The sequence below is a fragment of the Mucilaginibacter sp. P4_E8 genome, assembly GCF_056401495.1.
The window spans coordinates 35,295-52,118 of the sequence record NZ_JBFUJG010000036.1 but is presented as its reverse complement, the minus strand read 5'-3'; the positions used below and the strand labels follow the sequence as shown (position 1 = coordinate 52,118).

Annotated in this window: 13 protein-coding genes; 5 read left to right on the top strand and 8 right to left on the bottom strand. The window is 39.0% G+C overall.

Translation table 11 applies throughout. The features are described 5' to 3' along the window. On the top strand, positions 1 to 340 hold a 340-nt coding region (locus AC1DRQ_RS15185; protein WP_477425539.1), incomplete at its 5' end, for a hypothetical protein. A gap of 171 nt (positions 341 to 511) precedes the next feature. Here AC1DRQ_RS15185 and AC1DRQ_RS15180 read toward each other — a convergent pair. Next, positions 512 to 2,452, bottom strand: a complete 1,941-nt coding sequence (locus AC1DRQ_RS15180) for an acyltransferase family protein (protein ID WP_477425538.1) — start codon at positions 2,450 to 2,452, stop codon at positions 512 to 514. A gap of 264 nt (positions 2,453 to 2,716) precedes the next feature. Between AC1DRQ_RS15180 and AC1DRQ_RS15175 the strand changes: the two genes are divergently transcribed. Beyond that, positions 2,717 to 4,087: a glycosyltransferase family 39 protein gene (locus AC1DRQ_RS15175; RefSeq protein WP_477425537.1), complete on the top strand. Its 1,371-nt coding sequence runs from the start codon at positions 2,717 to 2,719 to the stop codon at positions 4,085 to 4,087. Positions 4,088 to 4,159: 72 nt separating this feature from the next. On the opposite strand, the gene AC1DRQ_RS15170 is transcribed toward AC1DRQ_RS15175, so the two are convergent. Further along, on the bottom strand, positions 4,160 to 5,278 hold the full coding sequence (locus AC1DRQ_RS15170; protein WP_477425536.1) for a Gfo/Idh/MocA family protein: 1,119 nt from the start codon (positions 5,276 to 5,278) through the stop codon (positions 4,160 to 4,162). Positions 5,279 to 5,668: 390 nt separating this feature from the next. On the opposite strand from AC1DRQ_RS15170, the gene AC1DRQ_RS15165 reads away from it, so the two are divergent. After that, the gene (locus tag AC1DRQ_RS15165; RefSeq protein ID WP_477425535.1) at positions 5,669 to 7,210 is read left to right on the top strand and encodes a SulP family inorganic anion transporter; all 1,542 of its coding nucleotides are present in this window, start codon (positions 5,669 to 5,671) and stop codon (positions 7,208 to 7,210) included. Positions 7,211 to 7,325: 115 nt separating this feature from the next. Here the strand turns inward: AC1DRQ_RS15165 and AC1DRQ_RS15160 are convergent, their stop codons facing one another. The 3 genes from AC1DRQ_RS15160 to AC1DRQ_RS15150 all read right to left on the bottom strand — a co-directional run bounded on the left by AC1DRQ_RS15160 (position 7,326) and on the right by AC1DRQ_RS15150 (position 10,796). Beyond that, positions 7,326 to 7,547, bottom strand: coding sequence for a hypothetical protein (locus AC1DRQ_RS15160; protein WP_429396629.1), 222 nt, complete (start codon positions 7,545 to 7,547; stop codon positions 7,326 to 7,328). 342 nt (positions 7,548 to 7,889) lie between these two features. Further along, positions 7,890 to 10,271 carry an ABC transporter permease gene (locus tag AC1DRQ_RS15155; protein WP_477425534.1) on the bottom strand — a complete coding sequence of 794 codons (2,382 nt, stop codon included), beginning with the start codon at positions 10,269 to 10,271 and terminating at the stop codon, positions 7,890 to 7,892. Positions 10,272 to 10,439: 168 nt separating this feature from the next. Continuing rightward, the gene (locus AC1DRQ_RS15150; RefSeq protein ID WP_477425533.1) at positions 10,440 to 10,796 is read right to left on the bottom strand and encodes a winged helix-turn-helix transcriptional regulator; all 357 of its coding nucleotides are present in this window, start codon (positions 10,794 to 10,796) and stop codon (positions 10,440 to 10,442) included. A 109-nt stretch (positions 10,797 to 10,905) separates the two neighbouring features. Between AC1DRQ_RS15150 and AC1DRQ_RS15145 the strand changes: the two genes are divergently transcribed. After that, positions 10,906 to 11,508, top strand: coding sequence for an FMN-dependent NADH-azoreductase (locus tag AC1DRQ_RS15145; protein ID WP_429396623.1), 603 nt, complete (start codon positions 10,906 to 10,908; stop codon positions 11,506 to 11,508). A gap of 98 nt (positions 11,509 to 11,606) precedes the next feature. On the opposite strand, the gene AC1DRQ_RS15140 is transcribed toward AC1DRQ_RS15145, so the two are convergent. From AC1DRQ_RS15140 to AC1DRQ_RS15130, 3 genes are all read right to left on the bottom strand, one after another. Beyond that, on the bottom strand, positions 11,607 to 12,668 hold the full coding sequence (locus tag AC1DRQ_RS15140) for a GNAT family N-acetyltransferase (RefSeq protein WP_477425532.1): 1,062 nt from the start codon (positions 12,666 to 12,668) through the stop codon (positions 11,607 to 11,609). 1,031 nt (positions 12,669 to 13,699) lie between these two features. Beyond that, on the bottom strand, positions 13,700 to 14,983 hold the full coding sequence (locus tag AC1DRQ_RS15135; RefSeq protein WP_477425531.1) for an IPT/TIG domain-containing protein: 1,284 nt from the start codon (positions 14,981 to 14,983) through the stop codon (positions 13,700 to 13,702). Positions 14,984 to 15,228: 245 nt separating this feature from the next. Beyond that, positions 15,229 to 16,269 carry a methyltransferase gene (locus AC1DRQ_RS15130; protein WP_477425530.1) on the bottom strand — a complete coding sequence of 347 codons (1,041 nt, stop codon included), beginning with the start codon at positions 16,267 to 16,269 and terminating at the stop codon, positions 15,229 to 15,231. 258 nt (positions 16,270 to 16,527) lie between these two features. Here AC1DRQ_RS15130 and AC1DRQ_RS15125 point away from each other — a divergent pair, with 258 nt between their 5' ends. Continuing rightward, complete coding sequence (locus AC1DRQ_RS15125) at positions 16,528 to 16,800, top strand: DUF1905 domain-containing protein (protein ID WP_429396618.1); 273 nt, start codon at positions 16,528 to 16,530, stop codon at positions 16,798 to 16,800. Positions 16,801 to 16,824: the final 24 nt, after the last annotated feature.

The window sequence follows — 16,824 nt, the reverse complement described above, 5'->3', positions numbered from 1 at the left end:
GGATGATATTGAGAACGAATTAATCGAAACAAGAGTTCAATTAAACCATTTAAGGCTTTTCTCTAAAGCCAATGCGGTTTTACTTCAACGAATTTTAGAACGTTATGACGGAATCGTTGAACAATTATTTGACCTAAATAAAGTACTTTATCTTCAATCATCAAAAAATATAAGTTTTGTTGAGCCTAAAATGAATTTATTATTTTTATTAACCACGTCAATAAAAAATAARAGGAATAATTTTAATAAATCAAAATTCCGTTTACTGCTTTCCGTAAATGAAGACATTAATAATTATGGGCTTTATTTAAAAGAAAAGGGGAAAAAGGATATACTTTGATAAGTGTTATATTTATTTTTAATTATTTATCCATCTCTCGGTGATATGTACCATACTGGGTCGGGAGTTTCCCCCTCACCCAGGTCAATAAGCTGTTTTGCTCAGGAACGTTGTGAAACCGGCAATACTTACAAAGCCCCAATATATTTAAACCAAAGTAACAAAACCTGGCTAAAAACCAGGTTTTGTTACTTTGTTCAGAAGTGAACTTGTAGGGCTAAGTGCCCTGTCAATCGGCTTAAAGAACGCAGGCGCCAAAGGATCGGCGAGTATTTTTTGAACCGCCAGGTCAGCTCCATATTTGGTAAAATGATTTTCGTCAAATAAGTAAGGTGCATTTTTAGCCGATAGCGTAGTAAAAGGTATGCGGTTAATAATATCTATATAATTATTTGGTAGCCCAGTTATCAGGTGATCATTCATGGCGTATGACTCGGCTGATATGAATTTACCGAGTAACTTAATATCATATTGTAACTCCTTGGCCAGTATAACAGGATAAGGTAATTTGTAAATTTCATTTTGCCCAATAATGATAACTTTAATATGATAGCGGTTCAGGTACTCAATGGTTTTATCAAAATCAGCAACAAGTTGCGGATAACCACCTTTATATTTATACCAATTGGCGCTAAACATTACACCGTCAATTTGCCCGGAATTTTGCGGTATAAAATTAGTATACAGGTAGTTGATCATATCATAACATTTGGGTGCACCATTTTTTCTCATCAACGGATAGCAACCGCTTGATGTAGCCTGGATCAAATGCACATTCATTTTGGCAAACTGTTCTTTAAAGGATTCTGAGAAATGAGCTGCATGACTATCGCCGATAAGTAAAATATTTTGATGTCCCGGTTGTAATTTAAGACAACTTGCCATATTAAATTTTTCATCCTCATCGTACGTTACATTCACAAAGCAGCATCCATGATCAAATTGCTTATCCCTGTCGGCAAAGTGGGATCTGTTATAGTTGGATAAATAAATGGACTGGCGGCTAAATAATATCTCGTTTAAATTGGTAAAACTAAATACAAAACATATCCCTGCAACAACAGCCATGCCCGCAAGTATCCGTTTGCTATTAGTAAATTGCATAGATTCAATATACCTGTACGACAAAAACCCCAATCCTAAAGAGATGATGATCATACAAACAACTGTTAAAAAGCTAAGTTGAAAGCCTAAATAAAATGCGATCACATAAACGGGCCAATGCCATAAGTATAATGAATAAGATATTTTTCCGATGAATTGAATAACGTTATTAGATAGTAATTTGAATTGATTATAGTTGGAGGTGATGATGATGAAAGTGCCAAATACAGGCAGCATAGTAAAAGAACCCGGCCACCTCAAACGCTCATCAAGAAATACAAGACCAGCCAAAAGCATAAAATAACCCAAATAGGCAACATACTTTCGGTATTTGAATGATTTAAAATTATCTTCGAGCAGGAATGCGATACCGCCAAACATCATTTCCCATGCCCTGCTGGGCAGAAAGTAGAATGAGGCTGAGGCATTATGTCTGGTTAATAAAAAGGACCCGACAACAGAACATAGCGTAATTCCTATAAAAAGAAATTTAAAAACCGATTTCTTTTTAACAATCTTATGTAATAATAAAAGAGCTACCGGGTAGATCATGTAAAATTGCCATTCTACCGATAATGACCATGTATGCAAAAACATATTGGTATCCGACAAAGGGTCGAAATAACCAGAATGTGCCCAATAATAAATATTTGACAGGAAAAGTAAACTCGCAGTGCCATTTGCCTCAATTTTCTGAAAATCATCCGGGAAATAGATAAAAAAACCAATCAGGGTAATAACCAGCACTAAACCTAATAATGCAGGTACAATTCTTTTAAGTCTTTTACCATAAAAATCTACGAACGAGAAATTCCCCTTGTTCATAGCATTAATAATTATTCGGCTCATGAGATAGCCGGATATAACAAAGAATATGTCAACACCTGAAAATCCCCCGGAAAAATACGGAACCTTATAATGAAAAAGAAGAACCCCAAGTATGGCAATTGCCCTTAATGCATTGATATCATATCTGAAATTTAATTTTGCAGCAGAATTTAGGGCCATGAAAAAGGTTTAGGTGATCACATTTATTAATGATCTGGGCCAAGCTACCTATTTTAGTTCACTTATCAGGTGATATTAAATGAAATAAAAATATGGGCTTAAACCCATTCTAACTATTGTCAATAAATAATTTAGACAGGATTTTAAGTAAACTAATTGAACATGCTCCGGAAAGATGTTAACTTGAAAAGGATTTAACAAAAATTTATTTAATCAACCTTTTACCCATTATCACCAGTAATACAGTGTTAGCCCAATATTAATATGACCATAAAAGATGATCTTCAATTAAAGCTAACCCACTTTGCGCAAAAGGGACGCTGGAATAATACATTGGTAAAAATCGTATCGGCTCATTTGWTTTGGATATTGGTTATTAGTGGGGTTGTACGGTCAGTATATTACTCGGTACTGCTAAACACTACAGCCGTTGATACCCCATCCTATATAACCTATCATGCAAATATATTAAAGGGTGAAACCGACGGCCGCAGAACACCTGTTTATCCATATTTTATAAAACTGATAGAATTGTTTGGCCATCAAAATTTAATAAACCATGTAGTTACAGTCCAAATCGCGATCTCCTTTTTATCCATTATCATATTTTATAAGGTAGTACGGGCCATTTTTAAAAAACAGCCTGTAATGTTTGCAGCATCGTTACTATACGGGGTAATGCTGCCGGTTATCAACTTTGATAAAATTATTCTTACCGAATCGCTTTCTGTAATCTGTAGTTTGATCTTTATTTATATGGTAGTTAGTTACCTGCAAAAACCCGGAAACATTAAAGCCTGGATGCTTACTTTATATGTATTTATTGCCATCATGCTGCGTCCTTCCTTCATTTATCTATTGCCATTGGTAATAGCTTTTTGGGTTTTAAGATTAATGATCTTTAAAAAAGATTGGAAAATGTGTTTATCGGGTTTAGCCGCATCGGTTGTTGTTATCCTCTTCATATCGGGCTATTCGCATTTAAATAAAAAGAACGTTGGCTTTAATGGTATTTCCCAGGTAAGCAACAATAACGAAATGGCTGTTATTGTTAATGCAGGTATGTATATGAACGGGAATGATCCTGAAATATCCGCAGCTATAAAAAGTAATATAAACCTGCAACAAAAAAGTGCTGGTCAAAGGGTTTCCGGAATAAATATTATGGCCAAGTATGAACCGGAAAGGGTTCATTCATTTATAATTAACTGCATAAAAAACCAACCCGTAGTTTATGCACAATATATTGGGGGTAAGCTACTTGATTTGCAGGCAGCAAATATATTTACCAATTATGCGGAGCACAAACTCACCGTTTTAGCATTCAGAGTGGAGAATATAGAATACTTAGTATTTTGTATAACTTTTAATATCCTTTATTTTTTTATCATGCTTGACCTGGTATTGATTATTGCAGGGTGGATCAAAAGAAAAATGGTGCCCTGGTTTAAAATAGTTTTATGGTTACTTATTGCAGGTCAGATAGCGGTAGCCGTAATAGGTGGCTATTCCGAATATCAACGCCTTATTTTAGCCACTATGCCTGCACTCATCATCCTGGTGTTTTCCTATATCGACAAAATATGCTTTGCAATAGACAGCGATAAATTACAGCATTATCCCGCATCGGTTTAGGTCATAAAACCCACGATGAAAAACACAACAATATGATCCTGGCTAACTGCTGTATATCAGCACAAATCCTGATCAAAGACTTATATCAACCTTTTTGCCAGTTTTAACCGCCAGATAAATAGCATCAATGATCTTTAAATCTTTCACCGCTTCTTCGCCGTTTACGGGTACAACAGGCTGATTGTTTGAAAAGATGATCCCGGCCATCTCATCCATTTGTACGGTTTGATGAGTGGTAATAGGCTGATTCAATTCACCTTTATGTGTACGCCCCTGTATTGGGCCATAACCCGTGGATGGTTGTAATTCAGCAAACCCCTTTTCACCGTCAAGAAAAAAGCGGTCAAGATTATTCATATTATAGGTTGACAGGCATGATGCCACGGCTCCACTCGGAAAACCAAACTGAAATTGAATGGTTTCATCAACGCCTTCTTTAAATTTCACAGTATCCGTTTTGGTTTCCTGCGCTGTAACCCAAACAGGCTCTTCGCCAATCATATAGCGCGAACCATTGATGGCATAAATACCTATATCCATCATAGCGCCGCCGCCGGCAAGTTGCTTATTTAACCGCCATTGTGTAGGATCGCCAATTTTAAACCCGCATTGGCCCTGAAAAAACATAATTTTCCCAAACTCGCCGGCTTTCCTCATCCTGATCACCTCAAGTGTTTTAGGTTCAAAATGCATACGATAGCCCACCAGTAACTTCACATTAGCTTTTTTACAAGCGTCAACCATCTCCTGCCCTTGCTGAGCATTTACCGACATTGGTTTTTCGCAGATGGCGTGTTTGCCTGCCTTGGCCACCCGTATTACCTGGTCATGATGCAGTCCATTCGGGGTTATAACGTATACCGCATCAATATCGGGGTTGTTTTTAATATTGTCGAAATTTTCATAATTGTAACAGTTCTTTTCAGGAATTTTAAATTTGCTTTGCCAGTCTTTAACCTTTGAAGGCGTACCGCTTATTACGCCAACCAGCTTGGCTTTTGTACAGGATTGCATGGCTTCGGCAACCCGGGTGCCATAACTGCCAAGCCCCATAATGGCCACCCGTAAAACCGGCCCATCATAGGCTTTATTACGATCGTCTGTACAACTTGCAAATCCCGAAAGCGGGGCCAAATGCAAGGCCAAAGCTGATACTCCTAATTTTTGTAAAAAGTCCCGACGTGAATTCATAACTGCGTGATTTTATATTTGGTTTACGATTACAATTTACACATTTCTGATAGAATGCTTTAACAGCCATAAATGTTTTTTAAACATTTATGATTATTAACTTAAACACCTACCCCTGTATAAGTTATACAGTTAAAACCCCAAATTTTCAAACGAAAAATGTCTGAAGTTTAATAACCAGATGGGTTGAGCACCTGCGTTGTTTACTATAATGGAGCTTAAGAACCCACATTTTTTCTAATTTCGCTGTCGAATGAACAGGATTATTTCATCTTCCACCGTTACACCAACCTGAGTAGCAGGGGTTGACTACTCAGGGCAATGCAATTCTTGCTAAGTGTTTTTTTGCTATTAATTCACTTTTTATTTTTCAACCTAAACCAACATGCTATGAAGGCTTACTTTAATTTATTTGATTTTAAACAACCCATAAACTATAAAAACGAGGTATTAGCCGGACTGACAGTTGCAATGACTATGATGCCGGAATCATTATCATTTGCTATCCTGGCTGGTTTCCCGCCGTTGGTGGGCTTATACGCTGCATTTATCATGGGTTTGGTTACCTCCATCTTCGGCGGAAGGCCTGGTCTGATATCAGGCGGCGCGGGGGCAACTGTTGTTGTGCTGATAGCCCTGATGAAATCAAATGGACTTGATTATGTTTTTGCTGCAGTGGCTTTAGCCGGCTGCATTCAGATACTGATTGGCTTATTCAAATTAGGCAAATTTATCAGACTGGTTCCGCAACCGGTGATGTATGGCTTTGTTAACGGATTGGCTGTTATTATTTTTATGGCACAACTGGAACAGTTTAAGACGGTAGTTGGCGGTCATGAATCCTGGTTAACTGGTTCCCCGCTTTATATTATGGCAGGACTGGTTGCTTTAACTATCGGCGTTGTTGTACTGTTGCCACGTATCACTAAGGCTGTGCCACCATCCTTAGTAGCTATTATCGTGGTTTTTGTAATTGTACTTTTATTTGGAATCCACACCAAAACGGTAAGAGATATTGCAGCGGTAAGCGGCGGCTTCCCGCCGTTTCATATTCCATCTGTGCCATTCAATCTGGAAACATTAAAAGTTATATTTCCTTATGCGCTCATCATGGCAGGTGTTGGTTTAACCGAAGGGCTGCTGACCTTGAATTTAGTTGACGAAATGACCGCTACCCGGGGTAATAGTAATCGCGAATGTATTGCTCAGGGCAGCGCCAATATCCTAAACGGGTTTTTCTTTGGAATGGGCGGATGCCCGATGATCGCGCAAACCCTGGTTAACCTTTCTGCCGGTTCAAGGGCAAGGTTATCAGGCATCATAGCGTCGCTTACTATATTTGTAATTATCCTGTTTGGAGCTCCTATTATTGAGCGTGTACCCATGGCCGCTTTAACAGGTGTAATGATCATGGTGGCCGTTGGCACCTTTGAATGGGTAAGTTTTCGCATAATCAACAAAATGCCCAAGCAGGACGTCTTTGTGGGCATACTGGTTGCCTTAATCACGATTTTGCTTCATAATCTCGCTTTAGCCGTTTTGATTGGCGTTATCATATCTGCTTTAGTGTTCGCCTGGGAAAGTGCCAAAAGAATCAGGGCCAGGAAATATATTGATGAAGCAGGTGTTAAACATTATGAGATATTTGGTCCCTTATTTTTTGGATCGGTAACAGCCTTTAACGAAAAGTTTGAAGTACTGACCGATCCTGAAGAAGTGGTGATCGACTTTAAGGAAAGCAGGGTGTCAGATATGTCGGGCATTGAAGCTTTAAATAAACTGACGGAACGATATCGTCAGGTTGGTAAAAAACTACACTTGAAACACCTAAGTGACGATTGCCGGCTACTGCTTAAAAATGCTGCTGATGTAATTGATGTGAACATACTTGAAGATCCTGCCTACCGCGTCGCCACTGAAAGGTTATCTTAGTGTGATGATTGTAAAGCAGTTTCCAGCTAAACATACATATATCTTTAGTTAGAAACTGCCAGAGCCTGGATCTACTCAGAACGCGGCAACAGTATAAACCGGGGTTTTCTTGTTATTATACCCAGTTTTTTTCGATTTTTTCACCAATGATCTTTAGGACATCATCAGGTAACGTACCTGGGTTTTCGTTAACCCATCCGTTAGTATCGTGGTGTATCTCTGTTACCAGCTCATCATCAATTAGCACTTCATATACCCTTTCATAGGGCACTAAAGTACATTTTACTACATGTCCCTTAAAGGTTAAAGGGAAATTGAATGCATGATCGATTTCCATAACGCTAAGTTTTTGTGTATTATAAAGTTACAAAAAATAACAGGTAAATAACTCATCAAAATACCTGCCAAAATTTTTTTATCAGGTTTATTTAAGATGGTGAGGTGATAGCATCAACCAATGGTTAAATCACACGATAGTTTTGGCTAAAGCCATATAAATTTAACTTATAATCCGTTGGCTAAAGCCAACGGCAATGATAAATATAACGAATCTACGGGGTGGTTTTCCATTCATTGCCGTTCCATTTATGGGACGGATAAAGCAACCAGATATGGGCTTTAGCCAAACCGGATACCGATTTACCTTACGGAATAAAAATGCTGTTCAATACAAAACCATCTATTCTGTTTTTAAACTCTTTATTGGGTTAGCCAATGCCGCTTTTATAGATTGAAAACTAACGGTAATAAGCGTAATAGCTATGGCTCCCAAACCGGTTAAAACAAATATCCATACCGATATTACAGACCGGTAATCAAAGTGCTGAAGCCAGTTATGCATCAGGTACCAGGCAAGCGGACTGGCTATTAAAATTGATATGGTAATAAGGCGGATAAAATCGGTTGATAGTAAGCTCCAAAGATTAAATACCGAAGCTCCAAGAACCTTTCGTACCCCTATTTCTTTTATGCGCTGCTCGGCCATGAACGATGCCATACCAAACAGGCCCAAACAGCTGATCAGGATGGCCAGGCTGGCAAAAAACGCGGCAAGCTTACCTATGCGCTGTTCGTTGCCGAACTTTTTGGCGTACGCCTGGTCGACAAAACTATAGGAGAACGGTTGCTCAGGGTTAAAATGCTTAAATACGGGTTCTATTTTTTCTAATGCCTGGCTTGCGCTTATTTTAGGGTTTATTTTTAGTAATACTGTGCTACCCGTACCCTTATTCATAAAAAATATGGTAGGCATTACCTGCCCATAAGGCGAATCGACAATGATATCATTTATTACACCGATGATCTTAAATTGATTACCATAATAGGTAAGGGTTTCCGCAAGCGGGTTTTTCAACCCCATAAATTTCACGGCGGCTTTATTGATCACTACAGCCATAGAGTCGGTCAGGAACTCACGCGAAAAATCACGACCTGCTGCAAATTGCCAGCCTGCGGTTTTACCATACTCCGGGGATACCCCATTTTGCTTAAAATCAACGCTCAGGTTAGGGTCTTTACCTTTCCATTCAATGGCGCTTGTACTGCCCGCTGTTTCGGTAGGCGCAACATCGCCTTCGGCCATAGATACAACAGCACCTGTTTTAAATAGCTCGTCCTTTACCGCTTCGTAGCTTTTATGGATATCATTGGTACCTATAGGTACCGATACCAATCCATCACGACTGTAACCTACCGGGCGGTCTTTAGCAAATTCTATTTGGCGAAACACCACAATCGTACCAATAATGAGTATAACTGATACAGTAAACTGAACCACCACAAGTACCTTTCGCGGCATAGCTGCCAGTTTGCCCACCCTGAATGATCCTTTTAATACCCTAACCGGCTTAAACGAGGACAGGTAAAGCGCCGGGTAACTGCCTGCTATTAATCCGGTGAGCAAACTAAAGCCAATGCTTAATATCCAGAACAATGGCGAGCTCCAAAGTATAGCCATCTGTTTATCAGCCACCTCGTTAAACACCGGCAAACTTAACGTCACAAAAAGCAGGGCCAATAAAAAAGCCAAAGCTACGCATAGCAACGATTCGCTGAAGAACTGGTAAATTAACTGGCTGCGCAGCGAACCTATCGCTTTACGAATCCCTACCTCGCGGGCCCGTTTCTCTGACCGGGCTGTGCTCAGGTTCATAAAATTGATACAAGCCAGCAGCAACACAAATACCCCAATGATACCAAACATCCATACATACTGGATGCGGCCACCAATATTCTTACCATCTTTAAACTGATCGTATAAATGCCACTCGCTCATGGGCTGCAAAAAAAGCGCGGGTTTCTTTTTAGCCAGCACCGCGTTAACATGGCGCAGCTTAACATCTCTTATTTTTAGCGAAACCGGGGCCATATTGGCATTACCAGCCATCAGCACGTACAGGCTTACAAAATTAGGGCGCCAGGGCTCGTTCATGGACTTAATATCGTTGGCATTATAAAACATTTCCCACGAGCCAATAAACTGAAGATTGGCAAAAGTAGAATTCTGCGGCAGGTCCTGGTAAACGCCCCCAACTTTCACTATGATCTGGTTATCAATTTTCAAAGTTTTATCTACAGCGTCGGCGCCACCAAAGTAAGCCTTGGCGGTAGATGCGGAGATTAAAATGGATGAAGGGTCTTTCAGTGCGCTCCTGCTGCCTGCTAACATATTTAAGGTTAACATATCAGGGCCCTGGTTCTCCATATAACCACCGTTGCGTGTTAGTTTTTTATTATCAAGCGCCACAATATGGTTACCCATCCCTGCGGTCATCACTACGTATTTAAAATCGCTGCTATAGCTTTTGCGCAGTTCGGCAGCTAAAGGATACGGCACATTTTCCCAGGTTTGTACTTCGCCGTTATTGGTAACATTTTGCTTTACCTGGGCTATATGATCGTAATTGGAGGTGAATTTATTGAACGACAGCTCGTCCCAGATCCAAAGACCGATGAGCATGGCTACAGCCATACCAACAGACAGGCCCACAATATTAATAAAGGAGTGAACTTTATTTTTAATTAAGTTTCGCCAGGCAGTTTTAAGATAGTTTTTGATCATGGTTTACGCAATTGATGAAAACCAATGATAAATTTTTATGCCACTTATATAAATATTTACAAATCAAATACTTATGATTAAATTTACGTAATTAAATGTATCATTTGCGTACAGTGAATTGTTCGGTTTCAGTATAAGAAGTACTAACTATAGTGATCAAAAATCTGCCTACCTCTCCCTCCTGATCTTATCGCGGTGCTTGGTACCCCATTCTGCCAGGGTGCGCAGTACTTCGCTCAATGTCCCGGCATAATCCGTTAGCTGGTATTCAACCACTACGGGGGTTTGTGTATGAACAATCCTTTTTACAAAACCATTCAGTTCCAGTTCTTTTAGCTCACTGGATAATACACGGGCCGAAATGCCATCTACCGTTCTTTGTATTTCATTGAAGCGCTTATTGCCTTCTCCTAATGCTACAATTACTCGCAATTTCCATTTACCGCCAATAACATACAGCGAATCGCCGATGGCGTTTAACATACCCGCGCATTCCGGAGTGCTTACCTGTACGCCAGATTCCATAACTACTTGATTTTCATAAAACTATACAAAAGGTTACCACTAACCTTTTGTATAGTACTAATATTTTATAAGCAAATGTAAATAGATTTGTCCAGATAAAATTAAAACGATGAAAAGAATACTTCATATTATTTCGAGCCCAAGAGGCGAAGCCTCCCTGAGCATTAAACTTGGAAATGCAATTATTGAAAAGATAAAAGCTGAATATCCCGGCAGTACGGTAAAAGAAAGCAATTTGATCACGAAACAATTTCCTCACCTGGAAGAAGCCCATTTGGCCTCTTTTTTTACACCTGCAGAAAGCAGAACCCCGGCAAACATCGAAGCTGTAAAACATTCGGACGAAGCCATACAGGAGATCCGCGATGCTGATATCGTTGTAATTGGTGCACCACTTTATAACTTTAGTATCCCCTCTTCGCTAAAGGCATGGATAGATCACATTGTGAGAGCAGGCGTTACTTTTAAATATGATGGAAATGGCCCCGAAGGGTTATTAAAAGGTAAAAAGGTTTATATCGCTTTGGCATCAGGCGCGGTTTATTCAGATGGCCCTATGCAGTCATTTGATTTTGTTGAGCCCTATTTAAAACATATACTAAGCTTTATTGGCCTGACCGATATTAGTGTATTCCGCGTAGAAGGTTCTGCTATACCGGGCATACAGGATACCGCCTTAGAAAAAGGGATCAGCAGCATTCACTTAAATTAAGGTGAACTTTGGAATGTAAAAGTAAAATGAAAGAGGCCGTCTTTTTGAGACGGCCTCTTTCATTTTAAACTAAATATACTGTTGGAAATCAGATCTCCTTAATTTTCTTTTCCTTCTGATAAAACGGTTAACGTCGGGTTATACCTATATAAAGGAAAAAAATCCACATCTAAATTCTTATCAATACCTTTATCATTAAGTAACTGCTGATAGATCTCAGGGTTAGCTATAAATCGCCAGCTTTTATAATCTATAGTTAAATCAGAAAGCCCTAATTTTCCAAAAAAAAGACTGTCTTGTTTATAGCCTATGCCCCCACCCAAGTTATAATAACGCATTCCAAGCGATCTGCCTATCACTGTTATTTCATCAACCAGAAACTTAAAAGGGCTAAAGTGCATATATTCGGTACGTGTCCCCAGTAAATGAGCCTCGATAATGCCGTTAGTTAGCATAACAATAGTGCTTGCCATTACTTTATCGCCATCATATACTATAAATACCCTGGCATCATATTCATCGGTGTTAGTAATTTTTTTGAAATATTCTTCATTAAATAAATAATAGTCTGAAGCACCAATCCTCTCCATATTCTCTTTATAGGCACCAAAAAAAAGAGCAATTGCATCGTCACCCCTTTCCTCAATAAGCCGGAACCCCATTTTCCAGGAACGCTTTATGGCATCAATGGTTGATTGCCGGTACTTTTTTCGCTGAGCTTCTATACTTACAGACAGATCTAATACAACACTGAGACCATTATCATATATCCCACCAAACCTTTCAAGCAGCAAGGGCTGTTTAAAAAAGATATGCAACCTCGAAAATACCGATACGCAGTTTTCAGCTTTAAGGTAATCAAGAAATGCACCTTTAAAATTTTCCATTAATGAATCTTCCAGCTGCTCCATTCTTTTATTTGAGATCGGTCCGGTATAGCCATATACACAAGTCAGGTCGCAATATACCGTTCCCGGGATCTGCCGTTTAATAAGCGGAAAAGCTATGTAATTTTCATTCTCAATGTATACTACTAAAATTGGGCTGCCTGATGTATCCAGCGAATGGTAATGCCAGGTATGGTAAAAATCATATTCAGCAGAATTTTTAACATAAAAATTCCACTCCGTTTTATCGTGGATGGTTAATAATTTAAGCATGAATTATATTTTTAAATCAGCAATCAGACTTTAAGGCATAAACATCAGTACCCGAGGAGTTTACTACCTGGGGCTTAATAATTATAGTATATTATTAGTACTATCCATTGCTTCGCCATATCACATACATGATACTATTAATTATTAAACAACAATTTTAACAGATGTTTTTTATTTTAACATACTGCTTTAATTGTAGCGCTTTGTGACATAATTCCAAAGGATTACGATACCTGTTTATTTACGTTGCCTATTAGTTATACGTTGCCTGTGCAGTATCCGTTGCTTGTATATTATTTTTTATTTATCAAGATTAAATACGTTGACACGACACAAGAGGCTGTCTCAAAGGGAGAGCCTTTTTTTATTTGAGTAAGTTGTACAGATGGTATTTAAGAAAATTAAAGAATGTTGCTTTAAATTTACCGCTAAATAATGTTTCTATCTCTTCATTATTATGTCTCAGATTATTAGCGTCTGCCGCATTTTATGGGGTAACGTTCCCATACTTGTCAAGATTTGCATGGCACTTAGGACAAGTAGTTCCTCCATATAGAAATTGATTTCCGTTCTCAGGTATCCTTACTATCGGTTGTTTTGTATTACAGACAGGGCAGTAAACCCTTTTTAAGTTTATTCCAAATTTTGATTTATTCTTACTTGCCATTATAAACCAAATAGCAACGCAAATAATGATGATTCCGGTTAAAATAAAATCCATTCCGAATTGAGTTTAAGCATACGCTACATAAAGGTAAAAAAGCCCTCAGATTTCCAAAGGCTTTCGAATAATCTTTCTCATGACGCTCCGATAGATGGGTTTAAAATATGGTTCTTAGACTACAAAAATCGAACTCTTTTATGGATGATTTGTATTGTGCGGCAGGGTTGGAGGATGATATCGTGCGGTGATAACACCAACTATAGGCGCAACAACACTCCTTTGTACAAGCTCGGAGTACCTTCCTTAGGAACCAACATAGCGGGAGCTACATCGGTGTCAGTAAAGCAGATTAATTTAGATGTATTTTTTAATTAAAAGTAACCTTACTTATCTTATTGGCTCCCGAGTTAACGATATATAAATTACCTGAGGGATCGAAAGCAATACCTAAAGGGCGATTAACAGTAGCAGTGCCTAATGGTCCATTGACCAGTGTGGTAAATGATGTACCTGTGATAAGCGTACTCACCTGCCCTAATTTATTTATCATCCTGATCTTGTAAACAGGTGCTCCAAAATCTGCATCGCTAAAAAAGATATTTCCTTTTCCATCGGCCGCTAAAGCCTGGGGGCCAAATATCCGGGCCTTTATGCCTTCTCCGTCGGCAAGGCCGGCTATAGTACTACCTATTACGGTGGTTACAACTCCATCCTGGGTTATTTTACGAATGCAATAATGGTCAGAATCAACCACATAAATATCGCCGGTAGTCTGATCAACTGTAAAACGGGTCATGTAGCCAAACTTAGCTTCCGCTCCTTTACCATCTACATAACCCTGTTCGAATTTTAAATTCCCTGCCAGGGTGGTAACCACACCAGCCGTTGTTACTTTACGCATGGCAGATGCATCGCCATAATAAATATTGCCGTTCGCGTCGTTAGCAATACCGTAAGAGCTTCCTGAAAACCTTGCTGCTGCACCCGTGCCATCAGCAAGCCCTCCTGAGCTGATAATTTGCCCGGCTAATACAGTGACAGTGTTGTCTGGAGCAATTTTGGTTACATTAATTCCGGGCGCCACATACAGGTTTTCTGCCTTATCAAAAGCGATACCTCTAAATGAATTGGACGAAATGTTAACGCGAAAGTCTATCTGTCCGGCATTACTAATTTTATAGATGTTGCTACCATTCTCGCCATAAAGTTGCCCCGAAAAATCAAAAGCTATCTGATCGATAGCAATTGCACCCAAGGAGGCAAAATCACTCATAGTAGCAGTAGTTACCGTAAAATCTGTTGCAGAAGTAACATTTTTGCCATTACTGCTCACCTCAATTTTGCCAGTAGTTGCAGTACCAGGCACTGTTACAACAATTTCTGTTGCATTTACCGAATTAACCCGCGCATTAACGCCATTAAACTTTACAACGTTATTTGCTAATGCAGTATTAAAATTACTTCCTGTAATACTTACTATGCTATTGGGCAATGCCTTGGAAGGCGAAAATGCAGTTATTGAAACAACGGCTTCGGTTGGCGGTTTAGGGTTGATACCTGTGCCTGATTTCGAGCACGATGTTATAAAAACAGATAGTGTGATAAATATGATCAGTGATAAAACGGATCTTTTAAGGTAAAGGCTTTTCATATTTACCCGAAGATAATTTATAATACCCTTACTACCAAACATTAAACTACTAAAAAGCGATTGGACACTAATAAATGGGCTTTGCTATATTTTCAACCTGCAGTCGGTTTTATATTCGCACCACGAAATAAGTCATAAGCAGAAGAGTCCTCAACAAAAAAGCCTCCAGATTTTCATCTAAAGGCTTTTGAATTACTTTGTGGCCTTTTCACTACAAAACCCGAACTCTTTTATAACTGATTGGTTTATTTATATGCTATTGCCGCGCTTGATGGTCCTGCTAATGGAAGCAGTGAGGTTGATTTAAACCCGACAATATTTGCCCACCTGTTAAAGTCGGCAAATGTGTAATCAAATCCTGTTCCTGTTTCAATAAGCATATTCAAACTCATCATCATACCAAAAGCGTTTTGCTTTCTTTCATCATCTATTATGCCCTCAATAGCTACAAATGCCCCACCCACGGGGAGTGCGTCATAAGCTTTTCTCATTAATGACATTTTATTTTCTTCGTCCCAATCATGCAGGATATTTCCCATTACAACAACGTCTGCATTGGGTATTGGCATAGTGAAAAAGTCGCCGCTTGCCGCTTTTACACGGTCTGATAACCCGTATTGCTGTATGGTAGCATTTGCAATAGGCTCAACCGGCGGCAGGTCAAAACTTATACAATGCATATCGGGATTATGCTTTGCAACCATAAGCGAAAGCAATCCGGCCGAACCGCCTACATCAATTAGCGTTCTATATTTTGTAAAATCAAATTTTTGAGCAAAGGCCATAAAATTACCCATTTGGATACCGGTCATTGCATTGGTAAATTCTTTTAATTTTTCAGGGTCCTTGTATATCAAACCGAAAAAATCCTCGCTTCTTTTTGCTTCATTTTGCGGAAGCCCGGTAAGCAGCCCCTCGCCCAGGTTACCCCAAAATGCATATAAACGATTGTTCATCATTTCAAGGATACCTCCAATATATGATGGTTTGTTTTTATCTAAAAATGTATCAGTGTCCAAGGTATTTGAATAAATAGCTGTATCCAAAATACCTTCACGGTTTAAAAAACCAAACACGGTTAAAACATCTAAAAAATCAAAAACATTTCTGTCTGTGCATTTAAGCTCTAAAATGTCTTTGACCTCTTTGGCCTTCATAGTTTTCTTTTCAGCAAGCTTGGTGAATAATTCAAAATTTACTGCAGTCAAAAGAATTTTTGAGGCCCAAAAGCCCGTACCAATTTTCATAATGTTTTCGGGTGATGGCTGGTTAGGTTGCTGTTCCATTTTTTTAATTAATTATCGGTTTTAATAAATTGGTTTGCCTTCCGGAAAGTTCTACCGGAGCCAGGCAAAATTTGGTTATCTAAAATACAGCGATTTAATTTGATATAAGAATTAAAGGAGTTTTTTGATCAAATCCTAACCGCCTGTGTATCTGTCGCAAAACAACCTTTAAAAGCCGCATTTGCACCTAACGGACACCACGAAATGCAATTAGCTTTGTAATGTCAATCAATAAATGCACAAGTAAATTAAATGATTATGAACACATTGAATAAACAATTTACAGCAACGCTGCAAAAAAGTGATAATAAGGGCGGATGGACTTACCTGGTATGGCCCGATTCTGTTGAGTTTTTTAAAACCAGAGGACTGGTAAAGGTGCGTGGCCTGGTTGATGGGTGCCCGTTCCAAAGTTCGTTTATGGCATTAGGCAATGGTACACACAAATTACCCATCAAGGCCGATCTGCGTAAAACCATTGGAAAAGATGTTGGAGACCAAGTTACCGTTAACCTGGAAGAACGGATATAACATTGCTCTGTTTAACCGTAAAAC